This window comes from uncultured Microbacterium sp., assembly GCF_964244775.1.
Lineage (GTDB): Bacteria > Actinomycetota > Actinomycetes > Actinomycetales > Microbacteriaceae > Microbacterium.
In genome coordinates, this window is the sequence record NZ_CAXTJR010000007.1 from 123661 (window position 1) to 141573 (window position 17913).

Consider the following 17913-nt stretch of genomic DNA (forward strand, 5'->3'; position numbering starts at 1 on the left):
ATCGCCGCGCGTTCCGCCGGTGACAGCAGACGTTCTGGTGAGTGGAACGAGCGCGCCTTGTTTGCGACTGGCGCTGGTTATGCTCCGAACGTCGTCGTTTCAAGGGAGCATACGAATGACCATCGTTGATTCGTCTACCGAATTTCCGCTCGTCGAGCATCACACCGCCACAGTCGGAGATGTCCGCATCCACTTCGCTCGAGCCGGCGCTGGCGAGCCGCTCGTGCTGCTGCACGGCTGGCCGCAGACCTGGGCCTCCTGGCGCAGGGTCATCGGCCCGCTCTCACAGAAGTACACCGTCATCGTTCCCGACCTCCGCGGACTCGGGTTCACGTCGAAGCCCGACAGCGGCTACGACACGAACACCGTCGCGAAGGACGTGCATGGCTTAGTCAGGTCCCTCGGCTTCGACAAGATCTACCTCGCCGGACACGACTGGGGGGCGGCGGCGGCGTACGCGTACGCCGCGCAATTCCGCGATGCCGTCCACAAGCTCTCCATCTTCGAAATGGTGCTGCCCGGCTTCGGAATCATGGAAGGGGCCATGCAGCCGCAACCGGGCGGCAATTTTCTGTGGCATATGGCATTCCAGAGTGTGCCCGACATCCCCTTCGCACTAATCGAGGGTCGGGAGGATATCTACCTCCGCTGGTTCTTCGAACACTTCGCATACGACCCGACGGCATTCTCGGAGGAGGACATCGCGCTCTACGTCAACGCCATGACCCATGTCGGGTCGCTCCGTGCGGGCCTGGAGTACTACAAGAGCTACTTCCTGTCGGCCGAGCAGAACCAAGAGCACGCGAAGACGCCGCTCTCGATCCCGGTGTCGGCGTGGGGCGGCGAGGCGTGCCTCGGCGGCTACACCAAGCAGTGCCTCGAGCTGGCCGCGACAGATGTGCGCGGGGGCATCATCGAGCGGTGCGGTCACTGGATCGGTGAGGAGCGACCCGAGTTCGTGGCGGATCACCTCCTCGAATTCTTCGGAGAGTGAGCCGTGGCTGACGATAGGTCGATCGCCGTCGACTCCGCGGCGGCGCCCGTCCCGGGAATGACCGGAATGGAGCACGTCGCATTCACGGTGCCTGACCTCGAGCAGGCCGTGAAGTTCTTCGTCGAAGTTCTCGGCTGCGAATACTTTTACGACATCGGCCCGTTTCGTGACGACGAGGGAACGTGGTTCCGCGACAACCTCGACCTGGATCCCCGCGCTCAGATTCCGCGGGCGGCGCTGCTGCGCTGCGGTCACGGATCGAACTTCGAGATCTTCGAGTATGACGCCCCCGACCAGGTGCGGAAGATGCCGCAGATGAGCGACTGGGGCGGGGTGCACCTTGCGTTCTACGTCCAGGACATGGATGTCGCGCTGGCCGACCTCGACCGCCGCGGCATACGCATTCTCGGTGGCTCGAAGCCGGGGATGGGCGTTGAAGCCGGCGACGGCTCGACCTTCGCGCACTTCCTATCTCCGTGGGGCATGCTGCTCGAATTCGTCTCGTTCCCGAACGGCAAGACGTACATGACCGGCCGGGACCGCATCCTCTGGCACCCTCTGGACCCTCAGGCGTGAGCGACTGCGCTGATGGCGCGGCTGTCGCGGTACTCGACGCCTACGCGAGAGCGGCCGCGGCCTTCTCGGCGAGGGTGATCCCGCCCGATGACCAGTGCTCGGGCGGCACCTCTCGCACAATCACGCGGATACTCTGGGTAGGCGCTCCAATGGATGCCTCGACGGCGGCGTGCAGCTGAGCCATCAGTTCTCGCACCTGTTCGGCGGAGCGCCCCGACGACAGGGTGACCTCGACGAGCGGCATCAGATCACCTGCAGGGTAGCGTCTTCGATCTGGTACTGGGTGGTGGCTCGCTGCGTCGGCCCACCCCACATGTCGATCGAGTGGGGCAGTTCAGGGTCGAAGTAGCGGGGCACCCAGGCCGCGTCATCCTCAATGCGGCGCACGCCGTAGGAGTATTCGTAGGTGAGCCCTTCCGGACCTTTGAAGTAGATGAAGATCGCGGTGGACTGCGGGTGACGGCCCGGTCCCTGTTCGATCTCGACGCCGTTGTTCACGAGGAAATGCCAGCTGCGCATGATGTCGTCGATCGACTCCACCTGGAAATTGATGTGGCAGAGCCCAGGCTTGTCGCCCTGGAACACCGCGAGCTTGTGGTGCACCGCGTCGAAGCGCATGAGCGCTGCCTTGTTTCCGATCCAGTCGCTGATCTTGATGTTGAACAGCGAGGCCCACCATTCGTAGGCCGCCCGCGGATCGGGGGCGTCGACGCACAGGTGACCGAACTCGATGATGCCGGCGCGGCGCGAGAACTCGACGGGAGCGGCATCCGTCTCGGCGTCGATGACGAGGTCGAAGCGGTTTCCCCACGGGTCGTTGAACTCGATGAATTCAACCACGTGGCGAGACCGTGCCTCCTGCGCAGTGCCCCAGCGCACAGGGGTGCCGGCGAGGATGAGCTCCTCCTCCGCGGCGACCAACGCAGCGTGGTCGGCAAGGCTCAGTCCGGAGCTCAGCACCCCGGCGGTCCCTTCGACGTACGCCAGGCAGTGGTGGCGTGAGTCGGCACGCAGGTAGTGCACCCCGTTCTCCGAACCGCGGTACTGCATGCCGACGATCTCGGTCGCGAAACGGATGGCTTCGGTGACATCGGCCGTGCCGGATCGGACGTACTGGATGTCTTTCAGCTCGATCATGGTCAGTTATCTCCTTCTGCTTTGACGAGATAGTCATAGATACGGGGGAGCAGTTCGCCGGCTTGGGCGAACCACCATTCGCGCTCGGGTTCGGGGAGAGCGACAGGGTCGCCCGCGGACCAGGCCTGGAGGCTGAGGTCTGCGAGGCGCTCGAGCAGCCACATGCGTGCGACGGCATGGGGCAGATCTGTGCCGCAGGTCACGGCACCGTTTCCGCGCAGGATGACGGCGTCGTAGGTCGCGATCGCGGTTTCGACTTCGATCGCTCGGGCGGCATCGCGCACGAGCCACGAAGCGGCATATGTCGCGATCGGCCCGAGCACAGCGCCATGACCGGACAGTGCAACGAGGTCACGGTTCAACGCGGAGACCGCCGCTACACTCGGCGGTTGCGCGCGACACACGGCTCCGATGTCGGGACGGTCGCGCATGAGGGCGACGTGAATCCACGCCTCTTTCGGTGCTCTTGGGGGCAGTTCGGTGGCGTCGAGACGAATTTCGACGGGCGTGAACCCTGGGCGAATGAGCCCCAGCGGAGTGACCGGCGTGATCGCGAGCGCCGTTTCGGAGATGCGAGTAGACACGTGTCCGAAGGCGTCACTCAGGCCATTGGCGGCAATCACCCGCGCCGCGTCGAGCAGTGCGAGGGTTACGTCATCGTCCATGGCATCCTTATATCACCAATAAATATACCTGTATGAGTAGAAATGTCAACCCAGCAATAGCTCCCGCGTAGAGTGCTGTCATGTCGCTGCAGCACGCGATCCTTGGAGTTCTAGAGGCGCGCCCGATGACGGGATACGAGCTCACTCGCTTTTTCGAGTCGACGGCGCGGTGGGTGTGGACGGCACCGCAAAGTCAGATCTACCCACTCCTGCGCCGCCTCGAAGAGGAGGGACTCATTGTGGGGGAAGAGCAGGTACGTGGCGAGAAGCTCAAGCGCACGTCATACTCGCTGACTCCACTCGGTCATAACGACCTCATCGAATGGCTCGGCGGGATTTACGAGGAACCCAGCATGCGCGACCCCATGCTGCTGAAGGTTCTGTACTTCGACATGGTCGATCCGGATGTCGCAGAGCGCGTATTGACCGAGCACATCGCCGCGCTTGAGATCGTCATCGAACAGTGGAGCATCCACCGCGCTCGGCTGCTCGCACGAGACACGCCCCTGCTCCGGGAGCGGCTGCGGTCGCGGCCGGAATCCGATCACGAACGAATCGCGACTCTCAAGGCTCACGTGTTCGGATACCTGATCGAATCAGCAACGTTGCGTATCCGCTGGGCCCGAACAGCGATCGGCATCGCGACCGGTCGCTCGAGCGACTGAGTCGGCCTCTCTCCCTGGGTCTCCTGAGAACGCACTGAACGCGTCGATCGTGCCCTACCGACATCTACTCACCGGTGCAATCGCCGATTGCCGAAGCGCGCGCAGATCCTGCCACCAGCGCGAGCAATGAGCGGAACTGCTCCGCTTGCGGCGGTGTCAACGGGTGCAGGAGACGCTCTTCGGTGATGGAGAGCCGCTGGCGAGCTTTCGCGAGCGCGGCCCGGCCCACGTCCGTGAGCACAAGCTGACGCACTCGCCTGTCCATCGGATCCGTGCGGCGCTCGACGAGCGACTGCTCGACCAGAGCGTCTACGAGGTAGGTCATGATCGTCTTGTCGATACCCAATTGGCGAGCGATGGTCAGTTGCGAGCGAGGGACAGACTCGTTGGCAGCGACGAGTACGAGGTAGCCGCGCGCGCCGCTCGGAATATCGGTGACTGCCCCATCGGCCCAGGATTGGAACGCTAACGAGGTGGCGCGCAGGGCCCATCCCAGGTCGCTGGTGAGGCCTGCCTGCTGAATGCCCGACGGGCCCGTCGCTCCCTCTGCCTGTGTCATCGCGGGTCGCTTCTTACGCTGCGGCCGGGTCGTGCGGCACGAGAAAATCGTCCACTGTGGCGAGGAACCACTCGGGGTCCTCCTCGGCCACAAAGTGCCCGGTGGGTGCGGCCATGGCCACGAGCTTCGGCGCATGAGCGCCGAGGGCTGCAGCCATGGAGGCGCTCATGCGGTCACCGCCGCCGATGGCGAGCACGGGCATGTCGAGGTCCTTCTCAGCAAGAAGTGCTCGATTGTCTTTTCCATCGTCGAGCAGCGTCTGGTATTGGAGGAATCCGCCGCGGAGTCGATCTCGCCCGGTGTACGAGCGGGCGTAGAAGGCCAGATCTTCCGCACTGAACGTACCGGGGTTGCTCATCCCCTGAAAGGAGGTGGAGATGAACTCCAGCTCGTGACCGTCGAACAGCATCTCCGGCACGTGGGGTGTCATGAAAAGTCCAAAGTGCCACATGCCGCCTTCCGCGACGTTCATGGACTGTTCCAAACCGAGCCCGGGCAATATCACGTCGAGCACGACGAGGGCGGTGACGTCTTGGGGGTACTTCTCAGCAAAGGCGAGAGCCACCATGGCTCCGATGTCGTGGCCGACCACGATCGTGGGCCCGGACAGTCCCAGCCCATCGAGCAGCCCGCGGATGTCATCGGCTTGGTTGGTCTTACGGTAGCCGTCCTCGGGCCGCTCACTCATTCCGGCGCCTCGAAGATCTGGAACGACCACGGTGTACTTCACGGCGAGATCGGGCATCACGTGGCGCCACGCACGGCCGGTCTCAGGCCACCCATGCAGGAGCACGATTGTTGGTCCGCTTCCACCGACGGCCGCCGAGAGTCGCACTCCGTTGGTGCTGATTGCGCTCACCGAATAGTCGGCGGGTAGCCAGCTGTAGTCAGTTCCACCCTGGTCAGTGAGGACGGTTGTATCGGACATTGTCGAGTCTCCTTCATCGAGCAATCCGAACCGGACTGCTGCCTGAGCATCCTGCCAAGATATCATCTGCTAGATAGATCATCTACCCGCAAGATCATCTTAATGCTCTGAAGGAGAGTCCGTACACGATCCAGATGGCACGGCGTTGGTGGCGGAGTGATCCGAGGACCGAGATGACACGATCCTGGCCTTACGAGCGAAGCAACCCTCCGTCGACCCAAAAATTCTGGGCGGTGATGAAAGCCGCGTCGTCTGACGCAAGGAAGGCGATCATTCCCACGAGATCGTCGGGCACCTCCGCCCGCTTGATGGCCTGAAGCTGGGGCACGATGTCGTAGAGGTGCGCGGGTGACGTACCTGTGTCGGTTCTGACCAAGCTCGGCCCCACCGAGTTGACGGTGATCCCGAACTCGGCCAACTCCGTGGCGGCGCCACGAGTCAGCCCGATAACGGCCATCTTGGAGGAGATGTAATGCGTCAGGTTGGGAATCACCAGCCCCACCGAGTTCGAGCTGATGTTGATGATCCTGCCCCAGCGGCGCTCCTGCATCCCCGGCGCGAACGCCTTCATGGTCGTGAACAGGGCTTCGACGTTGACGGCGAAGGTCCGCCGCCAGTCTTCGACGGTGAGGTCGTTCCACGGGATCTGCGGATAGATGGCGGCGTTGTTGACGAGAATCCCGGGGACACCCACGGCTGCGCTGACCGGAGCGACCACGGCGGCTACCGCATCCGGATCCGACAGGTCGACGACATGACCACTAGCTGTTCCGCCAGCGCGGATGATCAGATCGACAGTCTCGGATGGGTCCGATATGTCGAGCACCGCGACGGCGGCGCCCTGTGCTGCCAGGTGCTGCGCGTAGGCGCGACCGATGCCGGTGGCTCCGCCTGTGACGACCGCGGCTTTCCCAACGAGACGATGTGTATTCATGGCTGCTCCTTCGAAGCTCTCCTGAACGGTATGGGTCGACCAGGGCAATAGCGAAGGCTTGTCCCGGTGATCGGGACACCTTCATCACGCGATCGAGGGCCAGTCCACCCAGTGGAACGAAATATGGACGGCGTGCTGGACCGCGTGGTTTGGTTCGCGCATGGCGAAGACGGCAGACAACGGACGACTACACGGCAAGCGCGTGCTCATCACCGGGACAGGAGGTGGACAGGGCGAAGCCGCACAACGGCTGTTCGCCCGAGAAGGCGCTCGCGTGGTCGGCTGCGACCTCAAGGGAGCGGCAGAGGTAACGGCTGCGGCACTTCGGGCCGACGGATACGACGTAACCGGGCATACGGTCGATTTGAGCGACAATGCACAATCCACCGCGTGGGTTCGAGAAGCCGTCGCCGGCCTGGGCGGCATCGACGTCCTGTACAACAACGCGGCGGGCTTCGGTTTCGCGCCCTTCAGCGGGATGACCCTGGAGCTGTGGCGTCACGTCATGTCGGTTGAGCTCGACCTCGTCTTCCACACGACCAGCGCTGCATGGCCGCTGCTCTGCGAGAACGGCGGAGTCCTGATCAATACAGCCTCCTACTCGGCCCTGCGGGGCATCGAGCCCCTGGGGCAGGTGGCCCACGCAGCCGCGAAGGGCGGCGTGGTTTCGATGACCCGCGCTCTGGCCGCGGAGGGGGCGCGTTATGGGGTGCGTGCGAACTCGATCGCCCCTGGATTCGTCGCCTCACCCGCGACCGACTCGGCGGTTGATCCCGTCGGTCGCGCGTGGCAACTCTCGAATCACCTGATCCAGCGTCCAGGAACGGGGGAGGACATCGCCTACATGGCTCTGTACCTGGCCTCCGACGAGTCGTCATGGGTGACCGGGCAGAACTTCAGCGTCGACGGCGGAGCGACTGCAGGTTGGCGTGACGACAGAGAAGCCGATCGCATCCGCGCGCTCTACACGTGATGCCGCGCGCGTCCTGGCTGCCTTCACCAGGCGCGGTGGATCGAACAGGCGTCCCGGTGACCGGCACGACTGTTCGACACCAATGAATCTCGTATGTCACCTTCGTCCCACGGCACCCGGCCGTCGCATTCAAGGAGGAATGCTATGACTGACACATCGGCCCGAAAGACCTCACCTGCGGAGGACCCAGGTTCGAGCGTCGAGCAGCACCGCGCTGAACCCGCGGTATCCGGCCTGAAGACGGCGCGAGCGCCGTGGCACCGGAGTCTCGTGGGCGAGGAGACCGGCGTACTTGGCGCGCTCATCGTGCTCGTCATCGTGATCTCCGCCGTCCACCCCGGCTTCCTCCAATTCCACTCGATCACCTCGGTGCTTCGTGACTCAGCGTTCATCGGCCTCATGGCATTCGGAATGGTGTACCTGCTCTCGATGCAGGAACTAGATCTGTCCGTGGGAAGCATTTTCGGGCTCACTGCTCTGATCTGCGCGATGATGATCCGCGGCGGGCTCGACCCGTGGCTCTCCGCCCTCCTCGCGCTGGTCATCGCCAGCGGGCTCGGCGCGTTGAACGCAACGATCGCCAACGTATTCCGGCTCCCGGGCATCATCGTGACGCTAGGGACCGTGTCGGTATTCCGCGGGTTCGGATTGATTATCAGCGGTGGCGCGCCAGTGACGATGCCGACGGACAGCAGCTTCTTTGACGTGCTCGGGCGCGACATCCTCGGCATCCCGACCTCGATCATCGTGTTCGTGGTCCTCGGAGTCGTCCTGCATGTCGTTTACCGCTGGACCCGTTTCGGAGTCCTGGTGCGCGCCGTCGGAAGCAACGGTCGCGCGGCGGAGTATGCGGGAATCCCCGTTCGCCGCGTACGTGTGCAGACGTTCGTGCTCGCGGCCACGCTGAGCGGGCTGGCTGGAATCCTCAGCGTCGCATTCTTCGGCACGGCCGATCCCTCGCTCGGTCTCGGCCAGGAGATCGTCGTTATCGCTGCGGCGATCATCGGGGGCACAGCGCTCTCCGGAGGATCGGGCACCGTCATAGGCGCGATGCTCGGCGCCATCCTCATCACCGTAATCAACGCGGGTCTCGTTTACTTCGGCGTCAACGCGAACTGGGGCACTCTCGTCACCGGTCTCGTCATCATTGGCGCCGTAGCGCTCGACAGCACGCTGCGTCAGCGGCTGTTGTCGAGCGTTCGAAAGAGCGCCTAATCGCGCATCCATCACAGCACCTCTCACGCACCTTCGAAGGAGAAGAACAATGAGACACCGTTATCGCCTTGCTGCGGCCGTCACCGCACCACTCATGCTCGTAAGTCTCGCGGCCTGTTCCGGCTCTGCCGGTGGTGGAGAATCGGGAGACGACATCTCGATCACCATGGTGCAGGGCGTGACGGGCTTGCCGTTCGCCCAGACCGCAGCGGCGGGAGCAAAGGCTGCGATCGCCGACGTCGGAGGCATCGGCTTCGACATCGCCGGCCCGGCCAACATCGATCCCGCTGCCGAGGTGAAGATCTTCCAGCAGGTCGTCTCCACCCGGCCGAGGGCAATTCTGCTGCACGAGTTGCCGCCCGAGTTGTTTACTCGTCCAGTCGAAGATGCTGAGGCCGCAGGCGTCGTCGTGCTCCCCTACAACATTGCACCGACTGCCGACAGCTCGTCTACGAGCTACGTCGGAGGGAGCGGCGCCGACCTCGGCCGTATGGGCGCCGACGCCATGGCGGATCAACTGATCAAGCAGGCGGGGTCGGAAGACGTCACCGGCGAAATCGTCACAGGCATCTGCGTGCCGGGACTATCAGTGATCCAGTCGCGCATCGACGGCTTCAAAGAGCGTCTCGCAGAGCGACTTCCGAACGTGGTCGTGCTCGACCCGTTCGACAGCAAGACCGATCCCGCCCAGGACTTCACTGTCTGGCAGCAGGCGGTATCGGCCAACCCGAATGCGCTCGGAATGATGAGCCCGTGTGAAGCCGACGTCCAGAACCTGATCAAGATCAAGCGGGACTCCGACGCCGACTGGCTGCTCGCAGCCTTCGACATCAACGACGAGATCCTGAAGGGCTACCGTGACGGTCTGCTGGTGAGTCTCACCCCCGAGTCGCACTACATGATCGGGTATGTCTCGGCCCGCATCCTCGCCGAGTCGCTGAAGAACGGCACCGACCTGCCGGAGGGCTGGGTCGAGATCCCGGTGGTCCCGGTGACCGATGAGAACATCGACGCGATAGAGGTGCGAGAAGGGTCGGAGGAGGCTCAGGCTGCGTTCTGGAAGCCCTACATCGACGACCTCTTCTCGAAGGATCCGCTGGTCACCCGTCCGCTTTCGGATTACTTCGAGTAGTCGAGAGGCGCTGTCAGACATGTATGAGGCTCGTTCGGTCACCAAGAGTTACGGAGCTGCGCCCGCGCTGGCAGGCGTCAGTTTTGCCGCCGCTCCGGGCGAGGTGCATGCACTGCTCGGGATGAATGGGGCGGGGAAGTCCACCCTGGTGAAGATTCTCGTCGGTGCCGAACAGCCTGATGCCGGGGTGCTCGTGCTCGACGGCCGCGAACTGACACTCGGGTCAGCTCGTGAGGGTGGCGAGCACGGCATCGCGGTCGTTGCCCAGGACCTCAATGTGTTCGAGCACCTGAGCGTCGTGGCGAACTTGTTCATGATGCGTGAGCCCCGCCGTGCAGGGCTCGTCGACGCCGCCGCCATGCGCGAGCGGGGCAGTCGGGCCCTGGCCAGGGTGGGACTCACGGTCGATCCCAAGACCCTCGTCGGTGCCCTGCCGCCAGCCGATCGGCAGCGTGTGGCGATCGCCCGAGCTTTGCTGTTCGAGCCGCGTGTGCTGGTGCTCGACGAACCAACCTCGGCACTACAGGCCCGCGAGACTCAGCGACTGCTGCAATTGGTGCGCGAACTTCGCGATAGCGGGACGGCCATCGTGTATGTCTCACACTTCCTGCAGGAAGTATTCAGCGTCGCCGACCGCATCACGGTGCTGCGTGATGGCCACACCGCTGTGTCCGGCGTCCCCGTCGCAGACACATCGCTGGCCGAAACTGTTCGGGTTATGGCGGGCGACGTCTCCGCAAGCGTCGATGTCATCCCTCCGCCGCGTTCCAGCGACCGCCGCGGTCTAGGGCTCAGGGTCGACTCCCTCACCGTGCGGGGCGCGTTCGAGGACGTCTCGTTCCACGCGGATGGGGGCGAGATCCTTGGCATCGCGGGCCTCGAAGGCTCCGGCGCCCGAGATGTGCTGGCCAGCGTATTCGGAGCGCTTCCGGCCGATTCCGGAACCGCGGTACTCGCAGACGGTCGCGAGATCGGCCGCAACATGACCGCGAGCGTGCACCGCGGCGTCGCCTACGTCCCGGCCGATCGGCAGCACTCCGGAGTGATGATGGATGCGAGCATCGTCGACAATCTCGTGCAGGTGCGGGTCGCGACTCTCGGGCGAGGGGGACTGTTCCTCACTCGACGTGCGCTGACCACTCGAGCCAGCCGCCGGATCGAGCAGCTCGGGATAAAGGTTGACCGACCCTCCGATCGGCTGCGCGCGTTATCAGGCGGCAACCAGCAGAAGGTGCTGCTCGGCAAGTGGCTCGAAGCTGATGCCTCGGTGTTTTTGCTCGACGATCCAACCGCCGCTGTGGATGTGCACGCTCGCGCGGACATCCACGCGGTCATTCGCGGACTCGCCGCGTCGGGTGCCGTGGTGGTTATCACCTCTAGTGATGGCGATGAGCTACTCCAGATCTGCGATCGCATCGGCATCATGTACCAGGGTCGCTTGTGCGCCATTCTTGACAACGACGCCCTCACGACCCCCGCCCTCCTCGAGGCCGTGAATACTGGCGCATCCCCCTCCCTGGTCGAATAGCGAGTTGACCAATCCTTGAGAGACGAAGGAGTCTGATGAGCGCCACGATCGAAGCGGCAAACAGCATCATGTGGGTAGCCAATCTTCGGGGATTGCCGTTCGCGGAGCACGCCCGCACCGCGGCGCTCGCAGGTTTTGGCGGGCTCAGCATCACGCCTCTCGGCTGGCATCAGCTGGTCGCCGAGGGGATCTCATCGAGCGATATCCGCGCGCTGTGCGCCGACGAGGGCATCTCCCGCATTCACCTCGATCCGGTGGCCAATTGGACTACCGCATGGCGACCCGAGAACCTCGACGGCTTCCCGCTGGCGTTCTTCGCGTTCCCGTCCGAGGACTTCTTGCGCATAGCCGAGTCGGTGGGCGCAGCGTCGCTGACGGCGATCGCCGCGTTTCCCAGCGGCGCCGTGAGCGTCGGTCAGATGACTGAGGATTTCGCGCGACTCTGCGATCGGGCCGCCGATCTGGGCATGCACTGCTCATTGGAGTTCATTCCGCTCGACTGGGGCGTTCCAGACCTGGAGACTGCCTGGACGATCGTGCGCGACGCTGGCAGGGCGAACAGCGGCCTGGTCATCGACACGTGGTGTTTCGAGCGGAGCGGATCGAGCCTCGAGCTGCTGGAGTCGATTCCCGGCGACCGGATCGACTTCGTGCAGCTGGCCGACGGCGTGGTGCGGGTGCCGGCGAATCGCACCTGGGTCGAGGACAATCTCCAGCACCGGCTGCCACCAGGCATGGGCGTGTTTCCGCTGTCCGACCTGCTCGGCACCCTTGCCCGCACCGGCGGTCTTTCGAGCGTCGGTCCGGAATTGTTCTCCTGGCAGTTCGACACGATGTCCCCTGAGGACATCGCCTCCGTCTGTCGCGCGTCGCTTGCCGCCGCGGCGGATGCCGCGGGCATCGTTCATGACCTGGGCGCGCCGGGATCGGGTTGGGAGGAGCTCTTCGCCAGTCCACCAGCGGCGTCGGATGCGCGAAAAGACGTGCCAGCGCGCAGCCACATCTGACGGATGCGGGCCCAACCCGGGGCGTCCGACTGAACACCCTCGCACCCACAACGAGTAGAAGCGGCCCCTTCCGGGACCGCTTCTGCTCGTTACGCGCGCTTCCGCAATCCCACGGCAATCGAGAGAGGGCGACGAAGCAACTGGGTCGGTGCTGTCACGGGTGTGCGGGTGGAGGGGATGACGGGAATCGAACCCGCGCTATCAGCTTGGGAAGCTGAAGTTCTGCCATTGAACTACATCCCCGCAGCGGCAGGCCGCGGCATCAACCAGCATAACAAGACCCAGCATCGGCCTCAGAGCATTCCCAGCGCCTGAGCGCGGGCGATCGCGGTGTCGCGATTGGGGGCGTCGAGTTTGCGGTAGATGTGCGCCATGTGGGTCTTGATGGTGTTGACCGACACGAAGCATCGCGCGGCCAGCTCGGCGTTCGTGAGCCGGCTGGGCAGGAACATCAGCAGCTCGCGCTCGCGGTCGGTGAGGGGCTCGGCCAGCTGCGCGATCTCGGGCGCGTGCGGCGCCGGTCGCCCGCTGACCGTTCCCACTCGGGGAGAGGTCAGCACGCCGCCCGGTGTGCGTGTCGCGATCTCGGCGAGGCGTGCGCGCGCGATCGGGGGTGGCGAAACCGGCGGAGGAATCACGTCCTTCCCCGGATGCGCGAGCACGCGGATGACGTGCCCGATCCACATCAACTGCGTCCGCTGATTGGAGGTGGCTCGGGCGATGCCCTCGTGCAGCGTGAACGCGCCGCCGAGCGGCTCACCTCGTTCGACCGAGACGAGCGCGAGGGCGAGGTACGCATCCGCCGGAGCGGGATGCCGCAGCAGCCCGACATCGGCGGCCAGATGCAGCGCCTCGTCGGCGAGCGCCTCGGCGCGATTGAGGTCGCCGGTCCAGGCATCCAGGAGCGCCATCGTCCCGAGCATGTGCACGCGGTAAGCGGAGTATTGCGCCCCTGGGGTGGCGGCGGTGCGGGCCAGCCACCGCTGCGCGGAGTCGAAATCGCCGAGCAGGAAGTGGGCGCGAGCCGCGCTTCCTGTCGCGGCCGTCTCGAGCAGCTCTCGCGCCGTGAGGCCGAGGAGGTCGGGGATCTCGACATCCGGATGCCGCTCCAAGAGGTCGACCGCGCGCAGCGACGTCGCCAGCGACACCTCCGGATCGGGGCGGAACTGGACGAGCGCAGCGAGGAAGGCCTGTGCGACCAGGCTGTGTCCGAGGGGGAGCGCCGAGCGCCCGACGATCCTGCGCAGGACATCCTCCGCCATCGCATACTGCCCGCTCATGCCGAGCATGATGCCGTAGACGACTTCGGCGTCATCGTTCTCACGGCGCACCGGGGCAGGGATTCTCCCCAGCCATCGGCTCATCGACCCGGTCTCGCCGCGCTCGAACACCTCGCGGCCGCGAGACAGGATGAGGCTCACGGCCTGATCCCACTCGCGCGCCCGGAGCAGGCATTCGATCGCCTCGTCGGTGTCTCCTACGCTGACATGCCATTGCGCCGCGAGCACCAGCATCCGCGAGTCCTCACCCGGGTGCGCCGCCCTGAGTCGGTACCGCAAGAGGTCGCGGAACAGATGGTGGAAGCGGAACCACTCGCCGGCGTCGTCGAGCGGCACGAGGAACATCGATTCGCGTTCGAGCTCGGAAAGTATCGCGCCCGCGTCGTGCACCCCTGTGATCGCTTCCACGAGTCCGGCGCTGATCCGGTCGAGCACCGACATCCGCAGCAGGAGGTCGCGGCGCTCCGGCGACTGGGCGTGCAGCACCTCCTCGCTCAGGTAGTCGGCGATCAGGCGATCGCTACCGGCGAGATGAAGGGCGAACTTCTCCGGATTCTCCTTGGTGCGCAGGGTGATCGCGGTCAGCTGTACTCCCGCCGCCCATCCCTCCGTTCGGTCCAGCACAGCGCTCGTCGTCGTCGACGGCGTTCCACCCCAGATCCGCTGGAGCACCTCATCCACGGTTTCGGCATCGAATGCCAGTTCGGCCTGCCGGAGTTCTACAGGAGCGTGCGCGAGACGATGCCGGCCCCAGTCCAGTCGCAGGTCGACGCGCGAGGAGAGCACGAGATGGATGCCGGGCGGCAGGCGGTCCGACAGGGCGCCGATGTCGGCGAGCACCGCACGATTGGTCAGGTTGTGCAGGTCGTCGAAGATCACCACGATCTTCTCGGAGGATGCTGCCACCGCCGCGTTGAAGACCTCCAGCAGTCCGGCGCTGAGCCCGGAGGGGCCGACGGACTGGAATCCTGCCGCCTCGGGGATCTCGACGAGCAGCTGGCCCAGAACCTTCTTGATGAGGACCGTGGGGTCATCGTCTGTGGAATCGACGTCGACCCAGACGAAACGGACGTCATCGCGGGAGGCTGCCCACTGAGAGAGCAGCACGGTCTTGCCCGACCCCGCGGGCGCGACGATGACACTCATGGGAGCGGTCAGACCCGCGTCGAGCCTCCGGCGCAGAGCGGGTCGATCAACGGCGTGAGGTGGGCGAGACGGTGCCGTCATTAGTGCGGTGCTTTCTGTCGCGCCCAGTATGCCAGCATGGGAGCGCTTCCACCGGGCAAGCAGCCGCCGCATCAGAATCACTCCGGGAGGATGACAGCCTGCGACGCCGCGCCACTCAGGATGGGCACACGGATGCTGGTCCCGATTCCGCAGCGGAAGGATTCGTCGTGGGAGCCCGCCGATACGAAGTGCTGGTCAAGGGCCGGTTCGGCCCCGAGTTGTCGGCCGCTTTCGAGGGGTTCGACATCACGGCGGATGCCGCAGGGCTCACGCTCGTGGCCGGGGACGTGCCCGACCAGCAGCGGCTCCTCGGGCTCCTCGCGGCGTTCGATGACCTGCATATCCAGGTGATCTCGGTGAACCCATCGACGCCGGATGCGACCGGCTCACCCTCGCCGGGTGACGCCCCGGCGTCATCCGGTGATTAGATTCCCCTATTGCGGCACTATGTGTCGTCCCTCACCGAGTAAGGAAAAATAAATGAACTTCTGGGATGTCGTCGCCTGGTTCTTCTGGGTATTCGTCTTCTTCGCCTACCTGATGGTGATCTTCTCGATCATCGGAGACCTCTTCCGCGACCACAAGCTGAACGGGTGGCTCAAGGCCATCTGGATCATCTTCCTCATCTTCGTGCCGTTCCTGACGGCACTGGTCTACCTCATCGCCCGCGGACGCGGCATGGCCGAGCGTCAGGCCGAGGCCGTGCACGCAGCCCAGGCAGCGCAGGCGGCGTACATCCGCCAGACGGCCGGGACCGCGGCATCCCCCACCGATGACATCGCCAAGGCGAAGGCGCTCCTGGACAGCGGCGCGATCAGCGCCGAAGAATTCGCGAGCCTCAAGGCCAAGGCGCTCGCCGGCTGAGCCGCGCGAGCCTGAGACCCACGTGGACGGCGCCGCCACCTCGAACCTGATCTGGACGACTCTGGCTCTTGCCGATTTCGCCATCAAGGTGGCGGCGCTGATCATCCTCCCGAGGGATCGCAAGCCCACGGCCGCAATGGCCTGGCTGCTGACGATCTTCCTCATCCCCTTCCTCGGCATCTTCCTCTTCTTCGTCTTCGGCGGCACCAAGCTGCCGAAGAAGCGCATGCAGCAGCAGGCGGAAACCACGGCGCTCATCACCGAGCGGGGTTCGGCACTCGAGCTCACACCGCTCCGTGACCAATGGGCGCCGTGGTTCTCGCTGGTCGAGAGGCAGAATCGCCTGCTCGGCGGAATCCCCATGGTCGGGGGCAACACGGCGACCCTGATCGGCGATTACGAAGGCTCGATCGCTGCGATGACCGAGGCCATCGCGGGCGCGAAGACCTTCGTACACGTCGAGTTCTTCATCGTCTCGTGGGATGCCACCACCACGGCGTTCTTCGCCGCGATGGAGGCCGCCGTCGCACGCGGCGTGACCGTGCGAGTCCTTGCCGATCACCTGTCGTCGCGGAAAATGGCGCACGCGAAAGAGACGTTCGCAGAGCTCACCCGCATCGGGGTCGCCTGGGCCTACATGCTGCCGGTGCGCCCGTTCCGGGGCGACAGGCAGCGACCCGACCTGCGCAACCATCGCAAGATCGTGGTCGTCGACGGTCGCGTGGGGTTCATGGGTTCGCAGAACCTGATCGACAGAAGCTACAACTCCAAGAAGAACATTTCGCGGGGCCTCAAATGGCAGGAACTCGTGAGCCGGGTCGAGGGGCCGGCCGTGACTGGCATGAACGCGGTGTTCCTCTCGGACTGGCTCGCCGAGACCGGTGAGGACCTCTGGGCCGAGAACGTTCCGGCCGACCAGGTTGCGTTCGACACCTCGGCCGCGGCGCTCGAATGCCAGGTGATCCCGAGCGGCCCCGGCTTCCCGCAGGAGAACAACCTGCGGATGTTCCTCGCGATGATCTACGGAGCGCAGGAGCGCGTCATCATCACGAGTCCGTACTTCGTGCCGGACGAGGCGATGGTCTACGCGATCACCTCTGCCTGTCAGCGGGGCCTGGACGTGCAGCTGTTCGTCTCGGAGATCGGCGACCAGGGCCCGGTCTGGCACGCGCAGCGTTCGTACTACGACGTGCTGCTGAAGGCAGGGGTGCGGATCTTCCTCTACCCGGCGCCCTACATCCTGCACGCCAAGCATCTGTCGATCGACGACGAATTCGCCGTCATCGGCTCGAGCAACATGGACATCCGCTCGTTCAACCTCAACTTCGAGGTCGTCCTGCTCGTGCGCGGCGAGACCTTCGTGCGCCAGATGCGCGCGGTCGAAGAGGGTTATCGCTCGGCCGGGCGCCAACTCACCTCGGCGGAATGGGATGCCGAGCCCGGCAAGTCCCGTTTCCTCGACGGCCTCGCGCGGCTGACCTCGGCACTCGAGTAGCGCCGCCGCACGCTCGCTAGGCTGATCGCGTGCTGCTCTCCGACCACGACATCAAGCTCGAACTCGACTCGGGCCGGATCGGTCTGTCCCCCTGGGATCCCGAGATGGTGCAGCCCTCGAGCGTCGATGTCCGGCTGGATCGTTATTTCCGGCTGTTCGACAACCACAAGTACCCGTTCATCGATCCGGCCGCCGATCAGCCCGATCTGACGCATCTGATCGACGTCGCACCGGAAGAGCCGTTCATCCTGCACCCCGGCGAGTTCGCACTCGGGTCGACGTACGAGCAGGTCACGCTCCCCGACGACGTCGCGGCGCGGCTGGAGGGCAAGTCGTCGCTCGGCAGGCTGGGCCTGCTCACCCACTCGACCGCCGGTTTCATCGACCCGGGTTTCACCGGCCATGTGACGCTCGAGCTCTCGAACGTCGCGACGCTGCCGATCAAGCTGTGGCCGGGTATGAAGATCGGGCAGCTGTGCTTCTTCCGCCTGTCGTCCCCCACTGAGAACCCCTATGGCTCGGGGCCGTACGGCAACCGCTATCAGGGGCAGCGCGGGCCGACAGCATCCCGTTCGTTCCAGAATTTCCACCGCACCGACGTGAGCGCGGTCGACGCGGGGTCGCTGGGCGGCTGACCCCGCGCTCCGCGGGTGTCCCATAGGTGCGCCAGTTCGCGCAATGCACCCTCAGTTCTCGCAATGCACCCTCAGTTCCCGCAATGCACCCTCAGTTCT

Annotated in this window: 19 protein-coding genes and 1 tRNA gene; 12 read left to right on the forward strand and 8 right to left on the reverse strand. The window is 64.9% G+C overall.

Annotated features, from left to right (window positions below; genetic code table 11):
* The first annotated feature begins 115 nt into the window (after positions 1 to 115).
* Complete coding sequence (locus tag ACFE6Z_RS12675; RefSeq protein ID WP_375386045.1) at positions 116 to 994, forward strand: alpha/beta fold hydrolase; 879 nt, start codon at positions 116 to 118, stop codon at positions 992 to 994.
* A 3-nt stretch (positions 995 to 997) separates the two neighbouring features.
* Entirely contained in the window at positions 998 to 1570 is a 573-nt protein-coding gene (locus ACFE6Z_RS12680) for a VOC family protein (RefSeq protein WP_375386046.1), read from the forward strand.
* Between the two features lie 40 nt (positions 1571 to 1610).
* Here ACFE6Z_RS12680 and ACFE6Z_RS12685 read toward each other — a convergent pair whose 3' ends face one another.
* Genes ACFE6Z_RS12685 through ACFE6Z_RS12695 form a run of 3 tightly spaced genes read right to left on the reverse strand, consistent with a single transcriptional unit; the run spans position 1611 to position 3372 of the window.
* Complete coding sequence (locus tag ACFE6Z_RS12685; protein ID WP_375386047.1) at positions 1611 to 1814, reverse strand: 2-hydroxymuconate tautomerase; 204 nt, start codon at positions 1812 to 1814, stop codon at positions 1611 to 1613.
* On the reverse strand, positions 1814 to 2707 hold the full coding sequence (locus ACFE6Z_RS12690) for a VOC family protein (protein ID WP_375386048.1): 894 nt from the start codon (positions 2705 to 2707) through the stop codon (positions 1814 to 1816). Before ACFE6Z_RS12690 ends, ACFE6Z_RS12685 begins: the two co-directional genes overlap by 1 nt.
* A 2-nt stretch (positions 2708 to 2709) precedes the next feature.
* Entirely contained in the window at positions 2710 to 3372 is a 663-nt protein-coding gene (locus ACFE6Z_RS12695) for a class II aldolase/adducin family protein (protein ID WP_375386049.1), read from the reverse strand.
* 80 nt (positions 3373 to 3452) lie between these two features.
* On the opposite strand from ACFE6Z_RS12695, the gene ACFE6Z_RS12700 reads away from it, so the two are divergent.
* Positions 3453 to 4037: a PadR family transcriptional regulator gene (locus ACFE6Z_RS12700; RefSeq protein WP_375386050.1), complete on the forward strand. Its 585-nt coding sequence runs from the start codon at positions 3453 to 3455 to the stop codon at positions 4035 to 4037.
* Between the two features lie 64 nt (positions 4038 to 4101).
* On the opposite strand, the gene ACFE6Z_RS12705 is transcribed toward ACFE6Z_RS12700, so the two are convergent.
* The 3 genes from ACFE6Z_RS12705 to ACFE6Z_RS12715 form a co-directional block, all read right to left on the reverse strand.
* Positions 4102 to 4596 carry a MarR family winged helix-turn-helix transcriptional regulator gene (locus ACFE6Z_RS12705; RefSeq protein WP_375386051.1) on the reverse strand — a complete coding sequence of 165 codons (495 nt, stop codon included), beginning with the start codon at positions 4594 to 4596 and terminating at the stop codon, positions 4102 to 4104.
* Positions 4597 to 4609: 13 nt separating this feature from the next.
* Positions 4610 to 5590: an alpha/beta fold hydrolase gene (locus ACFE6Z_RS12710; RefSeq protein ID WP_375386052.1), complete on the reverse strand. Its 981-nt coding sequence runs from the start codon at positions 5588 to 5590 to the stop codon at positions 4610 to 4612.
* Between the two features lie 124 nt (positions 5591 to 5714).
* Entirely contained in the window at positions 5715 to 6458 is a 744-nt protein-coding gene (locus ACFE6Z_RS12715; protein WP_375386053.1) for an SDR family NAD(P)-dependent oxidoreductase, read from the reverse strand.
* A gap of 160 nt (positions 6459 to 6618) precedes the next feature.
* Here ACFE6Z_RS12715 and ACFE6Z_RS12720 point away from each other — a divergent pair, with 160 nt between their 5' ends.
* The 5 genes from ACFE6Z_RS12720 to ACFE6Z_RS12740 all read left to right on the forward strand — a co-directional run bounded on the left by ACFE6Z_RS12720 (position 6619) and on the right by ACFE6Z_RS12740 (position 12313).
* Entirely contained in the window at positions 6619 to 7431 is an 813-nt protein-coding gene (locus ACFE6Z_RS12720; protein ID WP_375386054.1) for an SDR family NAD(P)-dependent oxidoreductase, read from the forward strand.
* 144 nt (positions 7432 to 7575) lie between these two features.
* The gene (locus ACFE6Z_RS12725) at positions 7576 to 8646 is read left to right on the forward strand and encodes an ABC transporter permease (protein ID WP_375386055.1); all 1071 of its coding nucleotides are present in this window, start codon (positions 7576 to 7578) and stop codon (positions 8644 to 8646) included.
* A gap of 49 nt (positions 8647 to 8695) precedes the next feature.
* Positions 8696 to 9778, forward strand: a complete 1083-nt coding sequence (locus ACFE6Z_RS12730) for a sugar ABC transporter substrate-binding protein (RefSeq protein WP_375386056.1) — start codon at positions 8696 to 8698, stop codon at positions 9776 to 9778.
* A gap of 19 nt (positions 9779 to 9797) precedes the next feature.
* On the forward strand, positions 9798 to 11306 hold the full coding sequence (locus ACFE6Z_RS12735; protein WP_375386057.1) for a sugar ABC transporter ATP-binding protein: 1509 nt from the start codon (positions 9798 to 9800) through the stop codon (positions 11304 to 11306).
* 35 nt (positions 11307 to 11341) lie between these two features.
* Complete coding sequence (locus ACFE6Z_RS12740; protein ID WP_375386058.1) at positions 11342 to 12313, forward strand: sugar phosphate isomerase/epimerase family protein; 972 nt, start codon at positions 11342 to 11344, stop codon at positions 12311 to 12313.
* 169 nt (positions 12314 to 12482) lie between these two features.
* Here the strand turns inward: ACFE6Z_RS12740 and ACFE6Z_RS12745 are convergent.
* A tRNA-Gly gene (locus ACFE6Z_RS12745) sits at positions 12483 to 12556 on the reverse strand.
* Positions 12557 to 12606: 50 nt separating this feature from the next.
* Positions 12607 to 14739, reverse strand: a complete 2133-nt coding sequence (locus ACFE6Z_RS12750) for a LuxR C-terminal-related transcriptional regulator (protein WP_375386059.1) — start codon at positions 14737 to 14739, stop codon at positions 12607 to 12609.
* Between the two features lie 248 nt (positions 14740 to 14987).
* Between ACFE6Z_RS12750 and ACFE6Z_RS12755 the strand changes: the two genes are divergently transcribed.
* From ACFE6Z_RS12755 to dcd, 4 genes are read left to right on the forward strand one after another with little or no spacing between them, the layout of a single operon-like run.
* Complete coding sequence (locus ACFE6Z_RS12755; RefSeq protein ID WP_375386060.1) at positions 14988 to 15248, forward strand: hypothetical protein; 261 nt, start codon at positions 14988 to 14990, stop codon at positions 15246 to 15248.
* A 52-nt stretch (positions 15249 to 15300) separates the two neighbouring features.
* Positions 15301 to 15684, forward strand: a complete 384-nt coding sequence (locus ACFE6Z_RS12760; RefSeq protein WP_375386061.1) for an SHOCT domain-containing protein — start codon at positions 15301 to 15303, stop codon at positions 15682 to 15684.
* 22 nt (positions 15685 to 15706) lie between these two features.
* A complete protein-coding gene (gene cls / locus ACFE6Z_RS12765; protein WP_375386062.1) occupies positions 15707 to 17179 on the forward strand; it encodes a cardiolipin synthase in 1473 nt (490 codons plus the stop codon).
* Between the two features lie 29 nt (positions 17180 to 17208).
* A complete protein-coding gene (dcd, locus tag ACFE6Z_RS12770; protein ID WP_375386063.1) occupies positions 17209 to 17814 on the forward strand; it encodes a dCTP deaminase in 606 nt (201 codons plus the stop codon).
* The last annotated feature ends 99 nt before the right edge of the window (positions 17815 to 17913 follow it).